Source organism: Cellvibrio sp. OA-2007 (genome assembly GCF_000953825.1).
Lineage (GTDB): Bacteria > Pseudomonadota > Gammaproteobacteria > Pseudomonadales > Cellvibrionaceae > Cellvibrio.
In genome coordinates, this window is sequence record NZ_BBUL01000020.1 from 136,342 (window position 1) to 160,556 (window position 24,215).

The 24,215-nt window shown below is 45.0% G+C and carries 20 protein-coding genes; 14 read left to right on the forward strand and 6 right to left on the reverse strand.

Annotated features, from left to right (window positions below):
• Positions 1-845 precede the first annotated feature (845 nt).
• Together AWU77_RS00860 and AWU77_RS00865 are read left to right on the forward strand one after the other, a co-directional pair.
• Entirely contained in the window at positions 846-1,043 is a 198-nt protein-coding gene (locus tag AWU77_RS00860) for a hypothetical protein (protein WP_062057794.1), read from the forward strand.
• Between the two features lie 174 nt (positions 1,044-1,217).
• Complete coding sequence (locus AWU77_RS00865) at positions 1,218-1,745, forward strand: hypothetical protein (RefSeq protein WP_152625213.1); 528 nt, start codon at positions 1,218-1,220, stop codon at positions 1,743-1,745.
• A 122-nt stretch (positions 1,746-1,867) separates the two neighbouring features.
• On the opposite strand, the gene AWU77_RS00870 is transcribed toward AWU77_RS00865, so the two are convergent.
• From AWU77_RS00870 to AWU77_RS00885, 4 genes are read right to left on the reverse strand one after another with little or no spacing between them, the layout of a single operon-like run.
• On the reverse strand, positions 1,868-3,001 hold the full coding sequence (locus tag AWU77_RS00870; protein WP_062057799.1) for a cysteine desulfurase family protein: 1,134 nt from the start codon (positions 2,999-3,001) through the stop codon (positions 1,868-1,870).
• Positions 3,002-3,022: 21 nt separating this feature from the next.
• A complete protein-coding gene (locus AWU77_RS00875) occupies positions 3,023-4,267 on the reverse strand; it encodes a hypothetical protein (RefSeq protein ID WP_062057802.1) in 1,245 nt (414 codons plus the stop codon).
• Entirely contained in the window at positions 4,264-5,067 is an 804-nt protein-coding gene (locus tag AWU77_RS00880) for an outer membrane lipoprotein-sorting protein (protein ID WP_062057805.1), read from the reverse strand. Before AWU77_RS00880 ends, AWU77_RS00875 begins: the two co-directional genes overlap by 4 nt.
• A complete protein-coding gene (locus tag AWU77_RS00885) occupies positions 5,064-7,424 on the reverse strand; it encodes an RND family transporter (RefSeq protein ID WP_062057808.1) in 2,361 nt (786 codons plus the stop codon). Before AWU77_RS00885 ends, AWU77_RS00880 begins: the two co-directional genes overlap by 4 nt.
• Before the next feature lie 289 nt (positions 7,425-7,713).
• Here AWU77_RS00885 and AWU77_RS00890 point away from each other — a divergent pair, with 289 nt between their 5' ends.
• The 12 genes from AWU77_RS00890 to AWU77_RS00945 all read left to right on the forward strand — a co-directional run bounded on the left by AWU77_RS00890 (position 7,714) and on the right by AWU77_RS00945 (position 20,962).
• Positions 7,714-8,388, forward strand: a complete 675-nt coding sequence (locus AWU77_RS00890) for a metalloregulator ArsR/SmtB family transcription factor (RefSeq protein WP_062057811.1) — start codon at positions 7,714-7,716, stop codon at positions 8,386-8,388.
• A gap of 80 nt (positions 8,389-8,468) precedes the next feature.
• A complete protein-coding gene (locus tag AWU77_RS00895; protein WP_062057814.1) occupies positions 8,469-8,822 on the forward strand; it encodes a DsrE/DsrF/TusD sulfur relay family protein in 354 nt (117 codons plus the stop codon).
• Between the two features lie 216 nt (positions 8,823-9,038).
• Positions 9,039-9,857: a phosphonate ABC transporter ATP-binding protein gene (locus tag AWU77_RS00900; protein WP_062057818.1), complete on the forward strand. Its 819-nt coding sequence runs from the start codon at positions 9,039-9,041 to the stop codon at positions 9,855-9,857.
• A complete protein-coding gene (locus AWU77_RS00905) occupies positions 9,844-11,958 on the forward strand; it encodes an ABC transporter permease (RefSeq protein ID WP_062057821.1) in 2,115 nt (704 codons plus the stop codon). The genes AWU77_RS00900 and AWU77_RS00905 overlap by 14 nt, the downstream gene beginning before the upstream one ends.
• A 49-nt stretch (positions 11,959-12,007) precedes the next feature.
• Positions 12,008-12,895, forward strand: a complete 888-nt coding sequence (locus AWU77_RS00910) for a putative selenate ABC transporter substrate-binding protein (protein WP_202966599.1) — start codon at positions 12,008-12,010, stop codon at positions 12,893-12,895.
• Between the two features lie 80 nt (positions 12,896-12,975).
• Positions 12,976-13,896 (forward strand): transglutaminase-like domain-containing protein, encoded by a 921-nt coding sequence (locus AWU77_RS00915; RefSeq protein WP_062057824.1) that lies wholly within the window; start codon positions 12,976-12,978, stop codon positions 13,894-13,896.
• 33 nt (positions 13,897-13,929) lie between these two features.
• The gene (locus AWU77_RS00920; protein WP_062057827.1) at positions 13,930-15,084 is read left to right on the forward strand and encodes an NAD(P)/FAD-dependent oxidoreductase; all 1,155 of its coding nucleotides are present in this window, start codon (positions 13,930-13,932) and stop codon (positions 15,082-15,084) included.
• 49 nt (positions 15,085-15,133) lie between these two features.
• Positions 15,134-15,499, forward strand: a complete 366-nt coding sequence (locus tag AWU77_RS19980) for a rhodanese-like domain-containing protein (protein ID WP_084617887.1) — start codon at positions 15,134-15,136, stop codon at positions 15,497-15,499.
• A 545-nt stretch (positions 15,500-16,044) separates the two neighbouring features.
• Entirely contained in the window at positions 16,045-16,671 is a 627-nt protein-coding gene (locus AWU77_RS00930) for an HAD family hydrolase (protein ID WP_062057833.1), read from the forward strand.
• A 400-nt stretch (positions 16,672-17,071) separates the two neighbouring features.
• The gene (locus AWU77_RS00935; RefSeq protein ID WP_062057836.1) at positions 17,072-17,554 is read left to right on the forward strand and encodes a hypothetical protein; all 483 of its coding nucleotides are present in this window, start codon (positions 17,072-17,074) and stop codon (positions 17,552-17,554) included.
• Positions 17,538-20,303 (forward strand): class I SAM-dependent DNA methyltransferase, encoded by a 2,766-nt coding sequence (locus AWU77_RS00940; RefSeq protein ID WP_062057840.1) that lies wholly within the window; start codon positions 17,538-17,540, stop codon positions 20,301-20,303. Before AWU77_RS00935 ends, AWU77_RS00940 begins: the two co-directional genes overlap by 17 nt.
• 2 nt (positions 20,304-20,305) lie before the next feature.
• Positions 20,306-20,962 (forward strand): hypothetical protein, encoded by a 657-nt coding sequence (locus AWU77_RS00945; RefSeq protein WP_062057843.1) that lies wholly within the window; start codon positions 20,306-20,308, stop codon positions 20,960-20,962.
• A gap of 132 nt (positions 20,963-21,094) precedes the next feature.
• Here the strand turns inward: AWU77_RS00945 and AWU77_RS00950 are convergent, their stop codons facing one another.
• Both AWU77_RS00950 and AWU77_RS00955 read right to left on the reverse strand, forming a co-directional pair.
• Positions 21,095-22,684 (reverse strand): Tn7-like element transposition protein TnsE, encoded by a 1,590-nt coding sequence (locus AWU77_RS00950; RefSeq protein ID WP_062057846.1) that lies wholly within the window; start codon positions 22,682-22,684, stop codon positions 21,095-21,097.
• Entirely contained in the window at positions 22,647-24,215 is a 1,569-nt protein-coding gene (locus AWU77_RS00955; RefSeq protein ID WP_062057849.1) for a TnsD family Tn7-like transposition protein, read from the reverse strand. The genes AWU77_RS00950 and AWU77_RS00955 overlap by 38 nt, the downstream gene beginning before the upstream one ends.

Genomic DNA, 24,215 nt, shown 5'->3' on the forward strand with positions numbered 1-24,215 from the left:
AACGTAACGATATTGAGCCCTGCTAATCCTTTTGCTCTTGCTGCCGACCTTGAGCTTCTTCAGGGCGACAATCTTACGTGTTGGTGTTCTCGGTAAAATGAATTGTTTAATCGCCTGTGACGATGACTCTCTGAAGGACAAGCTTTTGAAATGGTGTGTGGGTCAACTGCTGAAAATTGAAATATGGAGATAGGAGCAGACTACGATTCGCCAGCATTTACTATAAGTCAGTTAAATCAAGCCGAAGTTAGCTAAAGTTGCCCTTCATCAATTTCTGGTGTTCAATATTTTCCGTTGTTCATGCGGCATGAAAAGAATCGATTTGCGCACCTAATTTTAGTTTAATAATTAGAGCGGGTAAGCTGGGCAACGTTCTCGCTCCTAAGGCCTTTAAGGCCAATCCATTAAGGCAACTCATGCAACATTTAGCGGTAAGGCTCCGGGCCCTAGTTAGCAAGCTAGCTTCTTTCTTCATAAACGACATTGTTTGTAATGCGACCACTAGCTTCATCACCGCGAATACATTGTCTGCGGGGTTGGGCTGTGTCAAAACAATCAGGATATGGTTGGGGCAATGGTAGTGACAAATTGATGCGAGCTTAATTAATTATATGTAGGTAACCAGAACCGAACCTGTGTTGTACTCGTATCAACCGTTTCAAAAAATACATCGACATCTATGCTTCTACTATGCATTTCGAACTTGCCGCAGTAGCTGCCTATTCATTTCCCCATTTTCCGATAGAGTAATTGTAGCTAGCTCCCCTAAACAGCTACCAAGCTAAGCGGGTGTGTTGCTAGCATGGGGTATATTTTATTTGTTGTTGATCATGAGGTGACTTCTTATGGGTTCTAATATGGATCAAGAAATTGAAGCGCTTTTCGCTCGCATTCAGTCACCTCAGACGGCCAGACGCTTCAAGCTCTTGCGTTCTGCGACGACCGAAGAGTTAGCTCGAACATTTAGACCTGAAAAGACCGAACTTCCCAAACAGGAAGAACTGTTAGGTTTTCTGTCTGACTCAAAACTTCAGACCCCATAGCGAGTTCCGGTAAATACCTCTTCGACTTCGGTCTGGTGTTACATGCATGATCCCAATTGATCACCTCAAAGCAATACCGCCAATTCTGCATCATGATGCGTTAGCACTATCCCTCTCAGTTCATGATCTGCAAAACCTATAGTTACCATATAACTTTAACGTGAGCTGGATGTTATGGATACAAATGGAATGGCGCAAATGATTGTGGATAGCGTGAGCTTTGCCAAGCGTGCCCACATCGACTTACCAAATTCTCCCGATGACGCAATCCGTTTTCATGATCGCACCACTCCCTATATCGTGCATCCTATCTGGTGCGCCATGACTATCATGACTGAAACGATTCTGGATGAGGGATTGCGACTGAAAGGATGCCAAGCGCTGATGTGGCACGATGTGCTGGAAGATACCTGTGCGGAACTGCCAATTGATACGAGCGACGAGGTTCGGCAACTTATTCATGATATGTCCTCTGCAAATTTTGCCGTCGAAGTAAATTTAGTGTGGGAAAAATCAAAAGAGGTTAGGCTGCTGAAGCTTTACGATAAAACTTCCAACTTATTAGATGCTTCGCATTTCTCGAAAGAGAAGTGGAATAACTACGTCAAATTCACACAATTATTAATTAATGATGTTGAAAATAACTTTGGCCAACTAAACATTATAAAGATTGCGCGAGCAATAGCGGTTTCTAGACTTTAGCTTCGGAAAATTAATTGGCAGCGACCAACTAGTAGTTCGCTGCACAGGTCGCACGCATGTGTCCGTACCAATTAAATTCTACTCATTTCTGTAGTGTATGATAGACACCACGTTGCTACGTGTTAGCCAACTATTTCCTTCCAATTGTCCGTTAAAATTCGGCCGACCTGTTTAATTTCGTCCTCCGTTGTTGATATCCCTACTGACAATCTTACTGAACCGCGCGCGCGGTCAGCAGATGCACCTATCGCCGCCAATACTCCGCTGATTGCATCGCCATGTGAATGGCAGGCTGATCCTACTGACGCAGCGATCTGGTCCGCTGCACTTTCAAGAAGTGCCCGGCCACTAACACCGGGAAACGAAATATTTAGTGTGTTAGGAAGTCTATGCTCTGGATGGCCATTCAAAATGATTCCGGGAATACCTGCTTGTAATCGGCTGAGTAATTCGTCGCGTAATTGTTTTAAATAAGGTTCAGCCTCCGGTAGCCGTGCGGCAGCTAAACGCGCAGCTTCGCCCAGTGCTGCAACTGCAATAACATTTTCTGTTCCCGGTCGAAGACTGCGCTCGTGACCTGCGCCATACATGATCGGGTTAATAGGTGTGCCTTCACGCACATACAACGCTCCCACACCTTTTGGGGCATAAAATTTATGGCCTGCAATGGTTAATGCATCAACCCCCAATTCGTTCACATCGACTTTCACTTTGCCAATGGATTGAGCAGCATCTACATGCAGCAGTACGTCCCGCGCCCGCGCGATCCGAGCGATATCGGAAATGGGCTGGATGGTTCCAATTTCATTATTGGAATGCATGATGCTGATCAGCGCGGTATCCGGGCGGATGTGGCTCGCAAGTACTTCAAGATTGATTAATCCATTGGCATCAACTGGCAATACCGTAAGATCCCAACCTTCCCGTTGTAATTGCAAACAGGGCTGCATAACGGCTGGATGTTCAATTGCGCTGGTGATGATATGTTTTTTATTTACGTTGGCGCGCGCCATTCCGAGGATCGCAAGATTATTGGACTCGGTGGCGCAGCCAGTAAAAATAAGTTCTGCTGGATTGGCAGTAATTAGTTGCGCAACCTGCGCACGTGCAAGCTGAACCAATTCATTGGCGCGACGACCGTAGGCGTGACTGGAGGACGGGTTTCCAAATTCAGCCAGGCACTGAGTGATCAGGCTGATCACCTCTGGCGCAATAGGTGTTGTTGCGTTGTAGTCGAGATAAATGGGTGTGGTCATAGAATAAAACCCTATTGGTAATCAGTAGGCAAGGCGCAGTGTTAAATAGAGGTTGTCGTTACGATCAAACGCACCGAACATGCCTTGCGAATTTCCTGAAAAAACATTTGTTCCGATTTCGCCCCAAAGATTATCGTTAAACGCATATCTGAGTGTGGATTGTAAAAATCGGTCAGATTCGCTCAGCCCCCAATAACTAAATACATTAACCGTTAACGTTTGGTGCATGAGGAATTGTGTGAATCGTAGCGTAGCAACCCTGTTCAACTCCGCCGATATTGCCGAAGCCGATGACGCGGCGGCTCGGTATGCGGAATAGTTTTCCATGTGCTCAATATAAAATTGCACACCCAGTGTGGAGTCTTTCCAAAGCTGCCGATTGTAACCGCTCAATAGGCGGATCTGGCTATTTTGAATGAAGGGATTTGAACCAGATACATCATCACGTGAATCGTAGTAACCCGCTTCAAGATTCAATACACCGTTTTTAATTTGCCCTGTAACACTTGCACCGTAGGTGTTCATGCGTGGGTAGAAAACGTTGGTTCCCGGCGCTGCAATGGCCGGTTGATACGCTGCTCTGCGCCAATAACCTCTTGATACATAACCGCTGACATCCCACCCTGAAAAGGAACGAGAAAGTTTTCCGGCGTATTCCAAATCATCATCATTCGATTCACTTGTAATCGGAGGCGCTAATAAGGGGAATTGCATTTCAAAGCGTCGCATCTCCGGCAAATGATCCTCATCGAAGCGCGCGATAACTGTTTCAATCGTTGTATTGCCAGGATAGAAATCAAACTTGATCGCATCGGTTGGACGTTTGAGGAAGTCCATTGGCATTCCACCAAAAAAAGCATTCCAATCTTTGGCGAACACATCGTTGATAAACAGCATATCACCTGTGCCCCAAGTGATCATTTGCCGCCCGGATCTTAAATGGATGGCGCCTTTTGTCCAATCCCAATAGAGTTCACGCGCCCGTGCACTGGTTTCGTCAAAGACGAAATCCTGAACCAGCTCCAGATTTGCAGTAAACGAATGCGCATTCTCATTGGTTGTATAATCTGCTTTTAGTTGTGCACGCAGTTCTGAAAATGGAATCTCACAATCACTGCTGTCACACGATTCAGTGTGCGCCCTGGCGGTGGTGTGAGACTGTAAAATCCCATTCACCTCGGCGCTGACTTCCGGGTTAATAAGTATCAAGAGACTCATTGCCAAAATCGGTAACGATTTACTGTATACAAAATCCATGCGCGTCATTTAACCCATTGCTGCGGTGGGTTGCGCAGATAGCGTTCCGTAAAGATATCGACCTCAAGCCCGGAGTTATAATTGATGTCTTGATAAGTGACATCTGTGCGATATCCGGTTTGTAAGTTTTTCATTGTTCTGGCGGTGATCGTCCATATGTCAGCGATGCTCTCCACTTTAACGGCACTGAACACACGGGATGGACGGTTGCGCAAATCAAAATATTCTTCACTCAAGGGCAACCAGCGCTCTTTGTCGATCAATGAGACCCGGCGACTATAATCAATCGGTTTTACCGGCTTGCTTTCAATGCGATAGACCGGTCTGCCTTCAAATGTTTCTTCACCGAGCAGTGCATGTGTTTCGTCGGCAACCTCTCTGCCAGAAACATCTTCGTAGGTAAAATCTGATCCCACAAACGAAGAGCGTTTATCATCAGACGCAATACGCTTCACTAATTTAATCGCGGGCACAAAGATCCAGCGATCATCTTCTTTTCCGGTGAATTTCTGCACTAGAAATGCAGTCCCTTTCACATCAGTGGGGCGATGGAAATAGGTGTAGTAACGTTGCTCACCTTCAGCTCCATTTAAACGGAGCATAGTCATCTCCCGCTCGCGTATATCACCTTTTGGATTCACTAACTGCATGGTAACTTTGGTACGCATATCAGTACCGGCATAGTAGGTCGCATCCAGTGAACGCTGCACAATCTCAGTCGCGTCCATTGCTAAACTCATTGAGGGCACAACGGCCAGACCCGCCAAAAAAAGTCCGGGATTGATGAGTTTTTTAATCAAGAAAATCATGCGCCTTCTCCAATAGAAGTGACTGCGGATGCTGAAGAGCGGGTATCAGACAGTGCTTTTTTGACGAATAACCAACGTTGAAATAGTAGGATTAACGCCGGGAGATAAATTAATGTGGTTAATGCGCTCACTAACATCATGCTCAGGATGAATGCGCCTACCGTAATGTAAGGGGTCAGCGGTGCAAACATCATTACTGAAAACGCAGCAGCAAATAAAATGGCATTACGCATGATGCCTTTGCCGGGGCGCGCAGCTGTCCAGAGTAAATTATCGGCAAGGGTTTCGCCGGTTGTTGCTGTCTCATCCATTCGCTGGCGCAAACGGCTAATGAAATGAATGGAAAAATCGACCGCCATGCCGAGTGATAGACATGAGAGTACGGAGATGGGCATATCAAAATCTTTGCCAGTAAATCCGATCACGGCATAAATCATCATGATGGTAAACAATAGTGGGATGTACCCAATCAATGCCCACCGGATTGAGCGGAAATTAAAGGCGAGTAATATAAAAACAACGAGCAGTGCCAGAATAAATCCTTTGAGCATGTCCCAGAGAACTTCGTCATTCCACACTACGTTGAAATAGGCTGTGCCCGCTGGCTTGAATTCCAGCTCGATGGGGTTTTGCAGTTGGTAGTCCTCAACAGCGCGAATAACAGTTCGCATCGCCTCCGCATCCCATGTCTTCAATTGCAGCCAAATGTTGGCTTGCTGGAATGGGTAGTCAACCACGTTATCGAGGTCGGACTGTTTAGCAGACATACCGAATAAAAACAGATATTGGGCAATCGTATCGGCATCGGTTGGAATCACATAAAAATCGGCGTCGTCTTCGTGCAATACGCGATTGATGCGTTTGACATAATCGACAATCGAAAAGGTTTTACCGACCTCTGGTAGAGACTCCAAATGGCGCTGCAAACCATCGAGATATTGCATAGCTTCTGGTGTTTTTATCCCTTCGGCTTGTGGTGCAATGGCAACAATATAGCCTGATGCTGTACCACCGAGAGATTGGTTGATTTTTTCATCTGCAATTCGCACTTCACTGCTTTTGGTAAACCATTCGACCAAATTATTATTGATGTTTATTTGGGTAATACCGATAACGGAAACTCCCATCAACACAGCGCCAATTGCGATTATCTTTTTCGGGTGGTTGACGCCGGTACCGGCAAGTCTTGTTAGCCAATGTGTGGAAGCTTGCTCTTTGCTGTTTTCACGAGCGACGGCGGCGAGAATTTTTTTCTCATCCATCATCATCAATAACGCGGGGATTAAGGTAAAGCTCAACAGGCGAAGCAACAAGGTACCGAAAACAATCACACCGCCGAAGACTTGTACGGGAATGATTTCCATAAATAACAGCACTGCAAATCCGGCGGCTGTTGCGAAGGCCGTATAGCGTACCGGACGACTTACCGCATCCAGAGTTTCATGAATGGCCTGTTGTTTGTTGCCGCCAATGCGATAGCGATGATAAAACTCATTGAAAATATGAATACTGTCTGTGGCAATCGCCATCAGGAAGACGGGTGCCATGGAACTCATAATATGCACCGGAAAACCCAATCCGATTAATAATCCCATGCTGCATAAAATACTGACCATAGCGACGGCCATCATGGACATGGCCAGAGGCAAACTGCTGAACATCCAGAGGATAGCGATAAACATGATCATCCCGGCGATGGGTGCAAACAGTCCCATCATGGTGAACATATCCGCACCAAAGGTATCCCTGACAACCGGATCACCGGCAACATAAAAATCATCACTGCCCTCTTGCGCAGCGATAATGGCGCGGATGTTATCGGCTACCTGTTTGCCGTTAGCACCTTCTTCCAAGGGCACATAGAGAGCGGCCATGGTTTCGTCTTCGGAGATAATCCGGTCGGTGAAGAGCGGATTTCCAATTAGTTTGGCGCGCAGGGTTTCAAGTGCGGCAGTAGTCGTTGGTGCTTCCGCCATCAGCGGAGCGACATCCAGTCCCTCGCTGTCCGCACTGATATGGTCAATCGTGTTGAAGCTGACCAAATCGCGCGCGGCGACACCCTCTATCGCTAATATCTGTTCAGTGACCTGATGTATTTTGCCCAACGTCTTGAGGTTGAGGACGCCAGCATCGTTGTGCACAGCCACAACGATGGTGTCTTCATATAGCCTGAAGGTTTGTTCGATCTCATCATTCCATACCCGTACCGCCGATTCAGGCGGCAGCATATTTTTCGGATTGGTATCCAGAGTGATGCGCGGGAACTGGGTGCAGAATAACGCGGTAATGATGAGTGTTATGGCTGCAACCCAGCGGGGATGATGGGTCGCGAATTCCACTAATGTGTGTTTGCGCATAGGGTTAAGGAATCCTTTTAGCTACGGGTGCTTATATCAATACCTGACACCTGAAGCGTCATTATCTTATATTCAATTATTTAATTGAATGCTTGACTAGAATATCTGCTTCAAATAGATTGTCAAGGCAATGAGGATTCAGGGGTTGATCAGTAGCAGCCGCCAATAAGAGTTTTTTTGCAGGCAATACCGTTTTATTCAGTGAATTAGAGTCTGGGGAGCACATAGCTGTTTGATGAATGGCGTTTGGAATCTATAATTCAAGCAATCAATTGAAAATGGAAAATCCATGACCTCCTCAAACAGACAGTTCAAAGATTCACTTTACGAGCAATTGGCGCGTATCGGAAAAGCCTTGGCTAGTCCCATTCGATTAGAACTGCTTGATGTATTGAGCCAAGGGCCGCGCACCGTTGAATCGATTGCCAATGAAGTAAACCAGAGTGTGGCGAACACGTCGCAGCACTTGCAGATTCTCCGATCTGCGCGGGTGATTGAGTCCGAACGCAATGGAGTCAACATCATCTACCGGCTCGCTGATCAGGAAGTACTTGGGTTATGTGGAGTACTTCGTCGCGTGGGTGAAGCGCGATTGTTGGAAGTTCGCCAGGTGACCGAAGCATTCTTACGCGAACGCGGCGCGCTTGAGCGAACCGACAATGAAACGTTGCTTGAGCGGGTAAGGCGCGGAGAAGTCACCGTATTGGATGTACGTCCATCGGATGAATTTTTAGCAGGCCATATTCCGGGCGCAATCTCTGTTCCCCTGTCTGAGCTGGAACAGAAAATGGCTGGTCTGCCCCCGGATCGTGAAATTGTTGCCTACTGTCGTGGGCCATTGTGCGTCATGTCGATTGAGGCCGTGAATCGGTTAAACGAAAAAGGCTACCAGGCAACACGTTGGGAAGAAGGCGTGGCGGATTGGGTAGCGAGAGGATTTGCAATACAAACGGGTGCTGTTTGACGGGAGATTAGTAGGAAGTTACGAACGTCCCTCTTGATCCAGTGCCTACCAACACCACAGGAAATCAAGAGGAAACAGACGTGAGCAATATTTTATTCATATTGAATGATGGACCATACGGAACCGAACGTAGCTACAACGGTGTACGCCTTGCAGGCGCTATCGCCAAGCGCGCGTCTGACGATGTGCGCATATTTTTGATGGGAGACGCCGCTGTCTGCGCCAAGCGCGGCCAGAAAGTTCCTCAAGGTTATTACAACCTTGAACTGATGTTTGGGCCGGTTATTCGCCGTGAAGGCAAGATTGGTGTTTGCGGCACTTGTATGGACGCGCGCGGTATGACCGAAGAAGAGTTAGCAGAGGGTACCCATCGCGGAACGCTGGAAGAACTCACTGATTGGACACTTTGGGCTGACAAAGTCCTGGTTTTCTAAGTAGTACTGAGAATGTGATACGCCTACTGGCGTTTTTTAATAATAAATAGTCAAGCAATCAATTAAATAATTGATTGCTTGGCAAAACCACTGACTCAGATGCATTACTTCAACACTACCCAGCGTCCAGGATGCGGCTGTCGTGAGTGTTGTAGACGTTTATGAGCAGCCAGTAAACCCCGTGAAACCTGACACTCGGGGGAAAGGAGTCAAGTTATGAATCCACATATTTTGCCAAGTTCACAACCTGTGAGTGGCCAAGCTCCCGTCCTCGAACTCAAAGCGGTATCGCGGTATTGGGGTAAACGGGCAGCCATCAACAATCTCAATCTGACCATTAAACCTGGCGAAACGGTCGCCCTTATTGGGCCAAGCGGTGGCGGAAAATCCACGCTTATCCGCCTGTTGGCAGGTGTACTTAAACCCACTCAAGGGCGGGTACTGGTCGCGGGAAAAGACTTGGCCAAAATGTCAGCCACCGAGCTGCGTTATCACCGCGCCCATTCACGCATTATTGAACAAACCCATTTGCTGGTGCCGCAATTGTCGGTTCACCAGAATGTGGTCGCGGGAAAATTGCCTTTGTGGCCATGGCACAAGGTCATGGCCTCAGCGCTTTGGCCCGTAGAAAAGAAACCGGTACATGCCCTATTGGAATCCCTTTCCATTGGTGAGCACCAATGGCGCCCGGCAAGTGACCTTAGTGGTGGTCAAATGCAGCGCGTCGCCATTGCACGGGCACTTATTTCTGCGCCCACCACATTGCTGGCCGATGAGCCAACAGCTTCGCTTGATCCAGCCACCGCCCGCGCGGTAACCGAAATTATCCTCAATCAAGCCAAAGAGCGTGGCGTCACCTTGGTTTTTTGCACCCATTGGCTCGACGCAATTATGCACCGCTGCGACCGCGTCATCGGATTGCGTGAAGGCACATTAGTGCTGGATGCAAAACCCTCAGAAGTTACTCAGGATGCACTCAACTTGCTTTATCAGGGGAGTGAAGAACTGCATGAGGGAAACAATGAGCGAATTTAACCGTAAGCAGGAGCTTAAGCGTTACCTGGTTTGGTTCGTCGTTGGGCTCACCTTTGTTCTGGCGATGGAAGGAACCCATGTTAATCCGGGTGCACTTTTTGATCGCGATGGGATACGCAACGCCGGTGAATTGCTAAGCGGCTTGCTTAGCCCAAATCTATCGCCGGATTTTCTCCACCGTATTTTCCTGCTGTCTTTCGAGAGCTTGTTTGTCGGGATTCTGGGGACAGTGTTTGCCGTTGTTATTGGTATTGGTTTGGCGATGTTTGCCATCCGCATACCTGAATTACCCGATCCTCCAGGGCGCCAGGGGCGTCGTCAATCTTTTGTGGTTGCCACTGCCAGAACAGTGTCCCGTTTTACGCTGGGCTTTTTCCGGTCAATTCCCGAGATTGTGTGGGCTTACCTATTTGTGCAGATCCTCGGTCTCGGGCCGGGCGCGGCGGTACTGGCTATTGGCTTAACCGTGGGTGGTTCTATCGGCAAGCTCTACGCTGAGCTGGCTGAAGCAGTAGATCGACAAATTATCGGTGGCCTGCGAGCTGCTGGCGTGGGGCGCTGGGGCATTTTAATGCACGGTATTTTGCCGCAGGTAAAGCGCCAATGGGTCGCTTATGCGCTCTTCCGGATGGAGTGCAACATCCGCACGGGCACGATTCTGGGTGTGGTCGGTGCTGGTGGTTTGGGTAGTGAAATTGCCCTGAGTATTCGCTATCTCGAATTCGATAAATTAGCTACCACACTCATCGCGGTGCTCATGTTTGTAATTGCACTCGAATGGGTCAGCGCTTATCTGCGGCGTCACCCGGTTAAATGGTCATTGCTGTTCGCCGCTGTTGGCGGGATAGCCAGTTTTGCGTATCTCGATATTCCCTGGATGGATTTGCTAACAGGAAACTGGAGCAATTTGCCCGGCACTACCGAGTTCGATCTCAGCGCTGAATTTCTCGGTAAAACCGCCACGTTGGTATGGCAAACCTTATTGATGGCATGGATCGCCACGCTGCTTGCCGCCGTCTTCGCATTCTTCCTTGCTCCGCTATCCACTAGATCGTTAGTAACGGGTAGCTACCTGAGTCAAACCTACGGTAAACGTGGGCTTTCGCTGTGGATGTCGCGTTTGCTGCAAAGCGGTTCGCAATTTTTCTTGCAAGTTACGCGCGCAATGCCGGAGCTGACACTGGCGCTGGTTTTTGTTGTCTGGGTTGGGCCGGGTGCCTTGGCCGGGATTCTTGCGATTGCGGTACACAATATTGGCGTATTGGGTCGCCTCTACACCGATGTTTATGAGGAGGTAGAACCCGGCCCCGCCAAGGCGATGCAAGCGAGCGGTGCCAGTGGTTTATCGACCTGGTTGTACGCCGTACTACCTCAGGTCAGTCCGCGTGTACTGGCGTTTACGCTCTACCGGTTTGAGGTCAATGTAAGGGCAACAGCGACGGTCGGGTTCGTGGGCGCGGGTGGTATTGGTGACTCGCTCTATACCTCTATCAGCTTGTTCCATATCAGTGATCTGGTAGTGCTACTTGTGGTAATGGTGGCGGTTGTCACGCTAGTGGATCAGGTAGGCGACCGCATGCGCAAACGCATTCTCAATGGCCCTTCATGCGAGCCGCCTTTAGCGCAGCGGTTGGCGAACTTGTTTTCACGCACGAGCGGCGCGCCGCTGACATCACCAATGACAAGCGATATTCCAAAACTGGAAGTAGCCCAGCTTTGTTGTCGTTGTGGTGCTGCGCCTGCTTTCAGTGTTATTCGCCCGGTCTCACTCTCATCCCAAGGATTAACATTTATTTCCGACAAGTTTCTACCCACTGGATTGATGGTGCAGCTTGTCGTGGTGTATCCCGATGGAAAATTATCGTCTGTGATAAGTGCCCGAGCATGCCCTGCTGTTTCACCTGCACACAGCATTGACAGTAAAACTATAAAAAATTATCTCAGCTTTATTGAACCAGCACCGGATTTTCTCTCGGCGATGATTGTTATTGCGCAGCGAGATGCCGCGTATTTTATTGACGATAGCGAGTGCTCTACTCACGAAAAAAATGCACGCGGTAATGCATCTATCTCTAGCCAACTGGATAGCACTATCGCATGAAAGGATTAACCCCAACCCTCAACACTAACCCTTAACAAAAGGAATCTTTATGAAAACTTTTTCTTCAATGTGTAAACCCTGGCAGCGTTTGATCGCGGCTTTGGTTGTCGGCGGTAGCTTGCTGACATCTGCTGTTTCCTATGCGGCTGACGACGTTATCCGCGTGACAGGTATACCTGATGAAAACCCGACTGAACTCGCACGCAAGAATCAACCATTGGTGGATTATCTTGAAAAGAAACTCGGTAAAAAAGTGACTTATGTTGCCGTCACTGACTATGGCGCAGCTGTTTCCGCCCTTTCAGCTGGCAAAATTGATTTTGCCTGGCTAGGTGGATTTACATTTGTTCAAGCACGTCATCTGGCAGGAGCCGAACCACTGGCCATGCGCGACATTGATCGTAAATTCAAAAGTGTGTTCATCGCTAATACAACTTCCGGTATTGAAAAGCCTGAAGATTTTAAAGGCAAAACCTTTGCGTTTGGCTCAAAAAGCTCAACCTCAGGCCATCTAATGCCACGTCATTATTTGCTCAGCCTCTTGGCGATAAATCCTGAAAAAGATTTTGCAAGTTTGCCTGTTTACAGCGGCGCTCACGATGCAACCGTAAAGTTAGTTGAATCCGGCAAGATCCAAGGTGGTGCGCTCAATATTGAAGTGTGGGACAGAATGTTGGCGGAGAAAAAATTCGACGCTAAAAAAGTCAAACTGGTATGGACTTCACCCGAGTACGTAGATTATGTATGGGCTGCCCGTAAAGGTTTATCGCCAGAATTGGTTGCCAAATTTAAAGATGCATTTTTGAATCTTGACCCAAGTGTTCCCGAGCAAAAAGCAGTGCTTGAATTACAAGGTGCAAAAGTATTCGTTGCCGCGAATCAAAGCGATTTTGACTCGATTGAAAAAGTCGCACGCGATACAGGTCTGTTGAAATAAATAGCAGCAGCGTTTAGCAGAATACAACCTGAGGCGAATGTTTCACTGTTCGCTTCAGGTTGATTTAACGGAGAAAGTCCATGAACAGAAGTCGCCGGTTTCAAACCAACTATGATGTAAAAGTGCCCGATTTTCCAAAGTCGGCGAAAGAAATTAATGTGTGGATCCCCTTTCCCCGTTCAACTATCGATCAGGAAATACATGCAATCGATATCCAATCTAATATCGATTATAAAATCGAGTACGAATCAACTTATGGTAATGCCGTGTTGTGCGCAACACTGGATACCAGCAAAACCAGTTTGATCGATCTGGTTATTACCACTACGGCAACTCGCCATGAACACACTACGGATTTCCAGCGCTTTGCTGAAGTTCCCAATTCCAGTTGGCAATTGCACCATCAACCGCAATTGTTACCCAATCGCCTGATTCAATTCACCGCCGATATTTTGGGTATCGCCAGAAGCATCAAAGAGCAACATGTAACCGCAATAGATATCGCCAAAGCAGCTTATGATCATGTGCTCGAACACATGCAATATGATAAATCTGGAGATGGTTGGGGCAGTGGTGATGCGGACTTTGCCTGTTCCATCGGCAAAGGGAACTGCACCGATTTTCACTCATTATTTCTCGCCATTATTCGCGCGTGTGGAGTACCCGGCCAGTTTGAAATTGGCATGGCATTTCCAACGGGTATGTCCGAAGGTGATATCACGGCATTTAAATGCGGCTACCACTGTTGGACAAGCTTTTACGCCCATGGCATTGGCTGGGTGCCAGTGGATTGTTCTGAAGCGGCACAAAAAACAGATCTTCGTGACTACTACTTTGGAGCCATCGATGAAAACCGCTTTTTATTAAGTTATGGCCGCGATTTGTTGTTGCCAGGAAGAAAAATTGATGATCCCGTCAATTTCTTCACTGACCCGATTATAGAAACAGAATCAGGCCGGGCGGTGTACTACGAAAAGAAATTAAGTTTTACCGACGTTTAACCCCATCACCAACTCAGCGTAAAAGGTAAGTATATGACTTCAGGAAAAACCATTCTGATACTCGGTGGTGGAATCGGCGGCATTGTCGCCGCTACTGAATTACGAAAAAAATTATCCAGCCAACATCGCATCGTGGTAATCGAACGACTCGCCGACCATGTATTTCCACCATCGTTATTGTGGGTTGCATCTGGGGCTAGAGACGCAAAACAAATATCAAAACCCCTTAGTAGTCTTGCACGGAAAGGTATCGAGGTTATCCAGGGCACAATTGAACAAATTGATGCTGAAAAGAAAGCGGTGATTGTTAACGGTCAGCACCTCAATGGTGACTATCTCATTATTGCTACAGGCGCAGAGCTTGCCCCCGAAACCGTACCTGGATTAATGGCAGCAGGACATAATCTTTATTCACTAGAGGGTGCACAAGCGATCAGGAATGCCAGTTTGCAACTCAACAAAGGCAAGGTTGTGGTTCTCGTGTGCTCGATGCCCTTTAAATGTCCCGCTGCGCCCTACGAAGCGGCCATGTTGCTTGAATCGGATTTCCGCAAAAGGGGCTTGGCTAAAAATGTGAGCGTTGAGATCTATTCACCCGAACCTGGCCCAATGCCGGTTACCGGGCCGGAGGTGTCACAACAAGTTCGCACTATGGTTGAAAGCAAGGGCGTGACTTATTTTCCGCAACATGCGGTAAAAGAAATCGACCCTGTAATGCGTGAAATATATTTTGCCAATGGTGACAAAACACCATTCGATTTATTGGTTTACATTCCTCCCCATCGCGCGCCCACCGTTGTTCGTGAGGCAGGTCTGCTAGGTGAGAATGGTTGGGTTCCTGTTGATCGCTTTAATCTGGCAACAAAGTATCAAGATGTTTACGCCATTGGTGACGTGGCAGGTATTCCGCTCAAAAATGGAAAGCCTTTGCCTAAGGCGGGCGTATTAGCCCACGGTCAAGCCGAAGTAGTTGCCAATAATATTGCAGTCGCTATAAACGGCTCAGGTGATACAGAATCTTTCAACGGCCACGGTGAATGCTTTCTGGAAATCGGTGATGGTATGGCAGGCATGGGTAAAGGTAATTTCTATGCCGAACCTAATCCCGATATCAAGATGAAACCGCCTGGTCGATTGTTACATTTTGGCAAGATATTATTTGAGAAATACTGGTTGTATAGGATTTGAATGAAAGGGTTTTAAAAAGTATCAAAGATTCCTAATTGAGTTACAGTTTATGGCTACCACGCACCAAACACTTTGTATTCAGCCCCTAGAGCTTGAACGTTTAATTGCACAAGATAAAAGATTAATGATCATTGACCTGCGCTCGATTGGGGAATATATGCACAACCATATTTCTAATGCTACTAACATGCCCTCGACTAAGCGCCTCGTAACGCATCTTGAAGATGTGGATCGTAGTCTGAATGTCGTAATAGTTTGTAGGTTTGGGGATCAATCGGCTCTCTTGGTAAGCCAATTTAAAGCTTTGGGCTTTGAAAATGTATTTTTTCTTTTTGGTGGAATGTCTGCCTGGGAAGAATCGCACGTGACCTCTCGCATCGTTCCTAGTGCTTCTAATACTCACCATTTGCATTAATGGTCATCGGCTCTCCACTTTCCGACAATTTTCTTTAATGGGCGTGGCAATTTTAGCAGCCGTTATAAATTATGATAGTCGTCTGTTTTGGATTATTTGCATTTTTGGTGCGCAAGGTTGAAATTGAGTTGACGTGATGGAAAATGGGTAGGTTCCAATACAAATCATCTCGTTAAGAGCATCATAAGACTTATCCAAAAAAATACCACCAAACAAAATTCCCGGTGTTTTGCATCGGGCATTCAGAATTATCTAATAACGTAAATAATCAGGACAGCAAAGCGAGAGGCGTTCAACTTCAGTACTGATAAGCATCTCTTTGCGATGGCACGATTGAGCATGGATTGGAGCCCGCTCCGGTTGAAAACTTGCGTCTCAATTGGAGGAATGTATAGCAAAGTATAAGCATGTATAGCCATGTATAGGGGAAATTGGCTATACATGCTTATACTTGGCTATACATTTCTATGAAAGGGTAGGATTTAAATATATTCGCTTTAAATATCAGTAAGTTAACGGAAAGAAACGATGCGAGGGCCAAAGCAGTGAGTAACACTGAAAAACCCAAAGTGGTAATTTTCGACCTGTATGGCACCTTGGTTAAATTCGGAGTCATGCATCATCCGTTTCGCGTACTCCTTAAGTGGGCTCGCGAGCAAGGGCGGGCTGCTCGTGGCGATGATGCGCGACAATTGATGACCGTCGATGCGGATCTATTTCAACTTGCAAAGCATCTTGGCATTAACGCCCCTAAGCAAATTTTGGCTCAACTACAATCACAAATTGATGAGGAGTTAGCAAGCCTTACATTATTTGAAGATGTAGTTCCCACCTTGGAAACACTGCAATCACTGCGTATTCCCATCGCCATTTGTTCAAATCTGGCTCAACCCTACGGAGCCGTTATTGATCAACTACTTTCCCGAATGGAGTTACATCGATTTTTGAGTTATGAGGTTGGCTTTATTAAACCGGAACCGCCGATGTATAACCAAATTGTGACGGAATTACGCGTGAAAAGCGCCCATTGTCTTTTCATAGGGGACACATTTATCGCTGATTACGAAGGTCCAATCAAAAATGGAATGCAGGCGCGCCATCTTGCCCGAGATCACCCACCGACAAATCACACATTGAGTAGCCTTGATGCAGCGATTGAATTATTGATTTGACGACTAATTGTCGTAAAAAACGAAATAGGCCCTTCGCTGATTCGCCAACTATATGCTCGCCACCTGTTTGACTTAGTAATTGCGCTAGACCGAAAGGCTGTACGGGTTGGGAGGCTTGTTCGAAAACAGCCTAATTTACAGGCGTTTTTTCGCTTTTGCTCTATGGTAATTTGCTAATAATCGTACCAATTCATAGCCTCAAATGAGTCGCTTAAAATTTCAATCCGGTGTTCATTTATACAGAAAGCTTCTTGTCCAGTCGTTGTATCAACTAATCCTCCATATCTACCTAGTTAAGAAATAAAGAGTTAATTATCAATTTTAGGTTGTTAACAACCTAAAATTGATAATGCTTTACATAAACAGTATACTTAATCAGCTAAATTAGGGAGTGCACTGCATGAAAACGTTGCGAACAAGCCAAGTTAATGAATTGCTTGAGATCAATTCTCAGACGTTAAGGGTTTGGACAAATACTTTGCCCCCATTTTCATTACGTAATGTTGGATCTAGAAAAGCAAGAACATACAGTGCACAAGATGCGTTATTTTTTTTAATTGTGAAGTTTCTTAGCCGCGACTTGGGTATTCAAGTTAGCTCTATAGCTGCCTACTCGTCTGGGCTATTAAGTATCTGTATGCATAAACCCCTTGGTGAGCTTTGTAATGACACTCTCGTTATATTTCCATTGACACAGAGCACCCAATTAGTTGCATCGACAAATCAAACCATTAACACATATGAGGATGCTGTTGTGATTGTGCCACTGAAGGCAATGGTTGATCGAATTTTCTGCTTCTTGACAGGAGATGTGGTTCGACCAGTTAATTTAGAAATTCCTTTTCCTCTTCAAGCGGTGAGAAGCAATGAAAAAAGAGCATAATGGAATTAGTTCATTGCTTCATGAGCACGGTTTTTTAGCGAGTGACTTACAGCACCTGAAAGAAATTCCAGCTGCGGTCAAAGTAAATCCCGTAGGTTCCATGGCGCCTATTTATTGCGTTCCTGATGGAAGCGACACATGTGAAACACGAATAAAAATTTGGAATGAAAATGAAGCCGAGGTCGTGTTTATTATTGGAGATGGACACAACATTCAAGTCTACGATGCAAAACAACCACCCTTTAGTGCAAAGCAATTTGATAAGCCGATAATTTTTCCGACGCGTGACGCGTTGGTAAGTGGGCGTTTTTATGCTGATAATGCCTCACTATTTAATAGGCAAAAACGCAAAACAGTAGACGTTCATCTTGTCGAAGCTCTGGAAGGTCTATTAAGATTGCTATCGGAGCTCGGATTAAATAATGACTTGGCGCATGGGCTTATTGATCGATGTCTATTTGCATCATTTCTAGATCATAGGGGACTTTGGGATCGTCAGTTATCGCTAGCCGAAGCCCTTGATAGCCGAAATGTTTCAGCAGTCAATACTATTTTTAATGATCTTGCTACTCAATTTAATGGGGAGCTATCGCGAGCGCCAAGACAATCACTTAGCCGAAATATTTTAACTGCACTTACAAATGTGTTTGGCTCCACACCATTTAATGAAGGGCAGCAACGCCTTTTTCCTTATAGATTTGATTTAATAAATACCGATTTAATAAGTTCTATTTTCGAGCGCTTTATTGAAGCAACCGCACGTTGGTCAAATAATGATTCTGGTACGCACTACACACCACCGCAGATTGCCCTACGGGTTGTAGAGAAAACATTAACTCCCCTGCTAATTAACAAAAATGAACGTGAGTTGCGAAAGCTTACTATTCTTGACCCTTGCTGCGGTTCGGGTATCTTTTTAGTGCAAGCTTTTTTAACCATTAAAAAATCAATTAACAATCTTCGTATAAATTCAAATAAGCCTATACTTTCTGCTCAAGAAAGCGCAGATCTTGTGAGTTGCACAATAACAGGTTGGGATATAGAACCGACTGCAATTCGAATTGCAGCATTTAGTTTAACCTTGGCTATTTTGGATGGCGTAAAGCGCATTCCTTCCACCTTCAAATTTCCATACCTGATTAATTCGGTACTTTTTGTTCGTGACGGTTTATTGAACGGAATCGTTAAAAACAAAGACGAAGATGCTTATAGCCCTTCGTTACTATTTCCTCCGTTGTCTCCGTATGTTGAACCAAAACAATTTGATGTCGTAGTTGGAAATCCTCCTTGGGGATTTAAGTCTTTTTCGACTAATTATAAAGAAATTCTTAAATTAAAATATCCACAACCTAATAAAGGCAGCAGTTCAGAGGCATTTGCATTCAAATTTTTAGAATTAGCTAAACAGGACGGACGAGTAGGTATTCTTTTAAATAGTACCGTCTGGACAAATAGAACCTCAAAATTCCGAATAGAGCTTGAAAAAACTCAGCGATTGGATTCTGTAATTGATTTTAGTGGGGTGCATGAAATTTTGGGTTATTCTACATCAAGTGAGCATACCTCTGCATTATTTTTTGGTGCCCCGGGGAAAAATAGTAAGATTGATTTACTAACGCCAACCCATACGCCATTTTCAAAAATGATGAATTTCATCATGATTCATGATGCTCATTACAAATCTTTTAATTTAACTGAACTGAATAGCTTTGAAAGCCAATATGGTTTGAATCCACTCTCATTGATGAGCGCGTCAATAGCTGAAGCAAAACTAATTGAGCGAATATTCTCGACGAGTCGACAAGGTCTAATTGAAGCACAGAAGGGCGGTCAAATCTTAAGAGGTGCTACCATTAAAATGCCATTTAAGGCAAAAAATATTGGCTTGATGTCTCACAGTAGCGGTACTTTTTCCGTAATTAAAAAGACTGACATGAGGCGAACTGCTGAAAAAGCTCAGTCATTACCATTATTATTGCGTCGTCATGAAGTAAAAAGTAGATTACATATTGCTGTTAAGTCAGAAAATTTTACCATCCTAGATGATGTAATCGCATTAGGTAGTAAGCATTTTGATAAGTATGCACTTGCTAGTGTTTTTTCATCGAAATTTTCTTCCTTCGTTATTAGATTTATTGCACGTCAATTTGGACAGCGATCACATAGTTATTTGGATGACACATCTATTCAACTGTTCCCGCTCCCAAAAAATAATATGGGTAAACAAGATAAATTAATAGAAGCATTATCCGTTTTAGGACGTGAAGTAGAACAGCTACGGCGCAATACATCCAACTTTCTAGCCGTTGATCTAGACTCTGAGTCATTGTTGATTGAGATTGACCAATTAGTTTATAAGCTTTATGACTTATCGTATTGGGATATAGAAATTGTCGAAAGCTTTTTTGACCGTACAGTTATCAAGCCTAATATTGAAGAACAAAAAATTCCCTACCAAAAACTTTTATCGGAAATAACGGAAACCGATTTTTCAGCCTGGAAGTGGGGTTTATTATTCGGAGGAATGGTAACGAGGCTAGTTCATGGCGACAATCTCCAGCCTCTACCTGACTATGCTGTAGCATCCGTCTTGGCAGGAGAGCCATATTTCGCTTGGGATCCACAATTTCGTAACGTGACAGTTTATAAAGCAAATATAAGCCACTTGTGGAGCTCAGCTTATGCGCTAGCTGACGGCGAACAAATAAATCTTAAATGGCTTGCTATCAACATAAAACAGAGTGCGTAAATATGAAATTTGTTGACATTGGATCGTCTAATACTTTAACGCCCATCAATGAAAACTTTACTACCGAAGAGCATATGGAATATGTTCTTGCAGCAATTCATAAGGCTTGGAAGCTCATTCTCAGATATGAAAACCCACAGAAAATTTCTCATAAAATTAAGCAACCGCCTTTATCGGAATTATCTGAAGATGACCTTAAGCGAAAAATAGTTTTGAATATTTGCCAGAAATTTGAAGATTCACTTGAGGGTCGAAGCTATTCTGTATCAGCTGAAGAGCAGCTTACAGGAGCTGAGCCCGATATAGTTTTGGGTGTTCGAACGTCGAAGGTATCCGTAAAACTGGACATCGAGTGTAAAAAGTCTAAAAACGACCTGCACTCTGCTAAGCAGTATCGTTCAGAGGGCGTTGAGCGATTCACGAGCAATAAATATGACCGTAGCGGCCATAACGTGGGGGGAATGATTGCATTTGCGCTCAACGATGAAAATAATAGACTAGACGATATCATTAGAAATTTGCGAGACGCTACAGATATAAATCGCATAGCAATTTTTTCTACATCTTTCGATGGATCGCAAATGTTTATTTCCGAGCATCAGAGAACGGCAACACACCACACGATTCGAATTCGTCATTTAGTGTTGAATTGCCGTTGAACATAATAACCATTAATACTCTATGAATTTCGGATTAAGTTGCGTTAACGTTGACCCATCTAGTGGCAAATTTTTATTTCTAAATACTCCAGACCTAATCTGTCACTTTAGATTTGAGCTAATGAATCTTAATTACCACAGCTCTCGCAGTAATCGATGTGCCCAACTGTCATAATCGATCTTTTCAGTTCCTTCCACCAGATTTTTAGGATGAGCAATGTAAGTCGCTATATCGCTGAGTTGATCTATTTGTTCTTTGTTCCAACGGCCCGCGTGCTCCACTAAACTATCTAAGATAACCTCTATCAGATCGTAATTCTCCGGTGGCAGCCGAATAAGCAATGTTGCCAGGCCGTGTTTATCAGACAGATCTATTTCAATCAATGTAATAACGTTATCGCCTTTTGCTCGTATTTCGCCACAAAAATAACGCCGTCGAATGCCTAGTACCTTACTAAAAAAGCGATCATTCTCATCAGTTAACTCTCCAACGCTTTCACGAATTTGCCATTGTTCTTTATCTTGAATTTTCTTTAATGCCTTCCGAATATGTTTAAAAAAATCTGTCGGTATCGCGTCAGGGTCTTTCAGTGTTTGGAAGTCAACTTTACGGTTTTTGCTTTTTGTATCGCCTTCAGTAACGCCGGTATTAACATTCTCTTTATCCTTATTGTTCGAACCTTTCTTTCCACCCTTTTTCTTTTCTTCGACTTCGACCTCCGTATAATGACGCTTTGGCTCCATGAGGACTGAGAAAAATAATCTACCCCTTGGTATTGCAAGAATCCTCTGCTTAGAGTCTGCGGAGGGATCGCTGGAATCGTCAACATTCGGATCTATAGTAATATCGGCCTTAGGTGACCTTGGTTTTTTGTCTGGCTCCCCATCAGCGGCTTTCCATTTATATTTGATATCTTCCGGATGCTCAATGATCACTTTCTTGTATCGGGGATTGGTAGGCACTCGACCCACGGATATGATCTCGTTGACGAAAAAATGCGAATCAATTTCTTTACCATAGACAGTGACAACGGCACCTTCCAACTCAGGCGGTGCGAAATCGAAGGTCCACTGTGTTTGATTCGCTAGATTAACCGATTGTGCATTTCGCATTTCGAACATGGAGCAAAAGCTTTCTGTAACGTCACGATTGAGTAGCAACCAGGCTAAATATTGCTGGTGCAGTTTGGTGTCAAGCAATCGACGAGGATATTGTTTCGATAGACGGATTATCGATTGATCACTTTCAAAATCCAGACTTGCCATGCCTAACAAATTTGTCTCGTAAAACGCATAGCGTGCATTCTCAGCGGTTTTTAAAAACAATATGCGGGCCAGCTCCAGCACGGGAATCCAGACAACTTTGGATCCGACCTCGATCTGGTATACCCACTGAAGTTTGCACTCATCAACGTAGTAGGCCTTGTATATGTCTGGTGGGACGTTCGCAACTCGCAGTTTCTTCCATGTTGAAACTGATGGAAGTTGGAAATAACCTAAATCTTCTTTGTTAACTGTTATTTTCCCGACTGAATATACTCGTCGCAATGCAAGTGCGGGTAGTATCTCCACAGCAGGTGTAACCGTTGCATAAATGTCATTGGGCGATCTGAAAATGCAGGTGATTCTCCATATTTTCTTGTCGTCCAAAAAGCAATCACCAAAAGCGATTAATGTAGAATTTTTACGAATGGGGAGGAAGGTTGGGTGAAGATGATCCATTCCCTAGGATTCCTTGGCTTTTATCGATAAATTTTAGTAAGGTTTCAGAAAGAAATTCCTTTCGTATGCCCGCGCGTCTTATAATTTTCCATGTTTGTAACTCTTCATTCTCGGCTCGAAGATTACAAATGGCGCTTTCAATCCGGCGCCGCTGGAATTCTTCAACGCTTTCAGCATGACTGTCAATAAACTTTTTGCATAAAGGTAGCTTATCGCGATGCTTTTCAAGTATTGACGGGGTGCTTGAGTTTTTTATGTACCACGCTTTAGATTTTCGAAAATTTACGCTCTCGACGTGTGCTCTTGCTTCCAATATCAAAAGATTTTTTAATAATGATTTATCCCTCTGTTCCCAATTTACTCTATTGCAGAAAAATGTCGCTTTAATTCTCTCAGGGGAGTTGCTTTGTAACCACTCCCGGTCATTTCGGTAAAGCCAGGCATAGATCCCTGCGGCATTTCCTTCATGACGTAACCACTTTATCCCCTTGGTTGGATTTTTCTTACATATTGAAGCCCACTCCTTTCGATGCTTTTTTACTTGGTGTGAGGGTGGTAAGTAGGTTTGTACTATTTGCGTTTTCTTTGGAGCAGGCAAGCTCTTGATAGAATGTAGTGTTGATAACGAGTCTGGCATATTGAATGCCTGCCAGACTAAGAGATGACATAACGGATGGAACGATTTTCGGTGTTTTCTAAAGAGAGATTTTAGCCATTCGGGCTTAAACTTAAACAGGTTGGGCAAGATCTGATCGCAGGGTTCTTTCCAGTATGCATGAAATTTGTTGGCTACACCGATGTGATCCACACGTGTACCCTTTCTGAGGTCGTGTCGCTGCGCCAGTTCGGAATAGAATTGACTCAGCTTTTTGAAACTCATTTTATTGTCGCAAGAAGCATGCATTAACAAATGCATGTTCTGTGCAAGCAATATAAATAATTTTTGATTTTCCCGCGTAGCAGCGCAATTCAGTGGCGCAACTATTTGCGTATGTTCTGCGGCCTCGAAATCAAATTTTCCAATCGGATGATAACGCGTGTTGCTTACATGCAACGGCAATTCGTGATGCGGGCAAAATATTACGCCTGGCATTTGCAAACTGCGTTGCCAATAAACCTCACCGAAACGGTCGCGCTGTTCCAGCTGACATTGCTTGCATACTCTCAAATATTCTGGTGGTTTAATAAAAGAGGCGCAAACCCCTAAGCGCGTGTGAATATTTCCAGCATTCCTACCATACGCAGACTTAAGAATTTGTTTTTGCCGATCTGCTGGAGCGAATGCAAGGAACGCGGGGTATAACGTGTGGTGCTGGATCCACTCTTCGATAGATAACGAGCAAGCATTCCCCACACATGCACAAAATGTTTTCAAGTGCCCAGGAAAGTCAACTACGGCCGTGATATCAGTTTGATGGAATAGGTCGCGTAATAATTCTTTGGAGGAGGTTATTCCACAATGCACGCCGTAACGCGCAATCACGCTATAAAGAAGCTCATCCTGATAGGGGTTTGGAAAATAGGGAAGCAA

Excerpts from the sequence above, each read along its gene's own strand:
- AWU77_RS00860 (WP_062057794.1), top strand. The coding sequence starts at position 846 with ATGGGTTCTAATATGGATCAAGAAATTGAAGCGCTTTTCGCTCGCATT.
- AWU77_RS00865 (WP_152625213.1), top strand. The coding sequence starts at position 1,218 with ATGGATACAAATGGAATGGCGCAAATGATTGTGGATAGCGTGAGCTTT.
- AWU77_RS00870 (WP_062057799.1), bottom strand. The coding sequence starts at position 3,001 with ATGACCACACCCATTTATCTCGACTACAACGCAACAACACCTATTGCG.
- AWU77_RS00875 (WP_062057802.1), bottom strand. The coding sequence starts at position 4,267 with ATGACGCGCATGGATTTTGTATACAGTAAATCGTTACCGATTTTGGCA.
- AWU77_RS00880 (WP_062057805.1), bottom strand. The coding sequence starts at position 5,067 with ATGATTTTCTTGATTAAAAAACTCATCAATCCCGGACTTTTTTTGGCG.
- AWU77_RS00885 (WP_062057808.1), bottom strand. The coding sequence starts at position 7,424 with ATGCGCAAACACACATTAGTGGAATTCGCGACCCATCATCCCCGCTGG.
- AWU77_RS00890 (WP_062057811.1), top strand. The coding sequence starts at position 7,714 with ATGACCTCCTCAAACAGACAGTTCAAAGATTCACTTTACGAGCAATTG.
- AWU77_RS00900 (WP_062057818.1), top strand. The coding sequence starts at position 9,039 with ATGAATCCACATATTTTGCCAAGTTCACAACCTGTGAGTGGCCAAGCT.
- AWU77_RS00905 (WP_062057821.1), top strand. The coding sequence starts at position 9,844 with ATGAGCGAATTTAACCGTAAGCAGGAGCTTAAGCGTTACCTGGTTTGG.
- AWU77_RS00910 (WP_202966599.1), top strand. The coding sequence starts at position 12,008 with ATGAAAACTTTTTCTTCAATGTGTAAACCCTGGCAGCGTTTGATCGCG.
- AWU77_RS00915 (WP_062057824.1), top strand. The coding sequence starts at position 12,976 with ATGAACAGAAGTCGCCGGTTTCAAACCAACTATGATGTAAAAGTGCCC.
- AWU77_RS00920 (WP_062057827.1), top strand. The coding sequence starts at position 13,930 with ATGACTTCAGGAAAAACCATTCTGATACTCGGTGGTGGAATCGGCGGC.
- AWU77_RS19980 (WP_084617887.1), top strand. The coding sequence starts at position 15,134 with ATGGCTACCACGCACCAAACACTTTGTATTCAGCCCCTAGAGCTTGAA.
- AWU77_RS00935 (WP_062057836.1), top strand. The coding sequence starts at position 17,072 with ATGAAAACGTTGCGAACAAGCCAAGTTAATGAATTGCTTGAGATCAAT.
- AWU77_RS00940 (WP_062057840.1), top strand. The coding sequence starts at position 17,538 with ATGAAAAAAGAGCATAATGGAATTAGTTCATTGCTTCATGAGCACGGT.
- AWU77_RS00945 (WP_062057843.1), top strand. The coding sequence starts at position 20,306 with ATGAAATTTGTTGACATTGGATCGTCTAATACTTTAACGCCCATCAAT.
- AWU77_RS00950 (WP_062057846.1), bottom strand. The coding sequence starts at position 22,684 with ATGGATCATCTTCACCCAACCTTCCTCCCCATTCGTAAAAATTCTACA.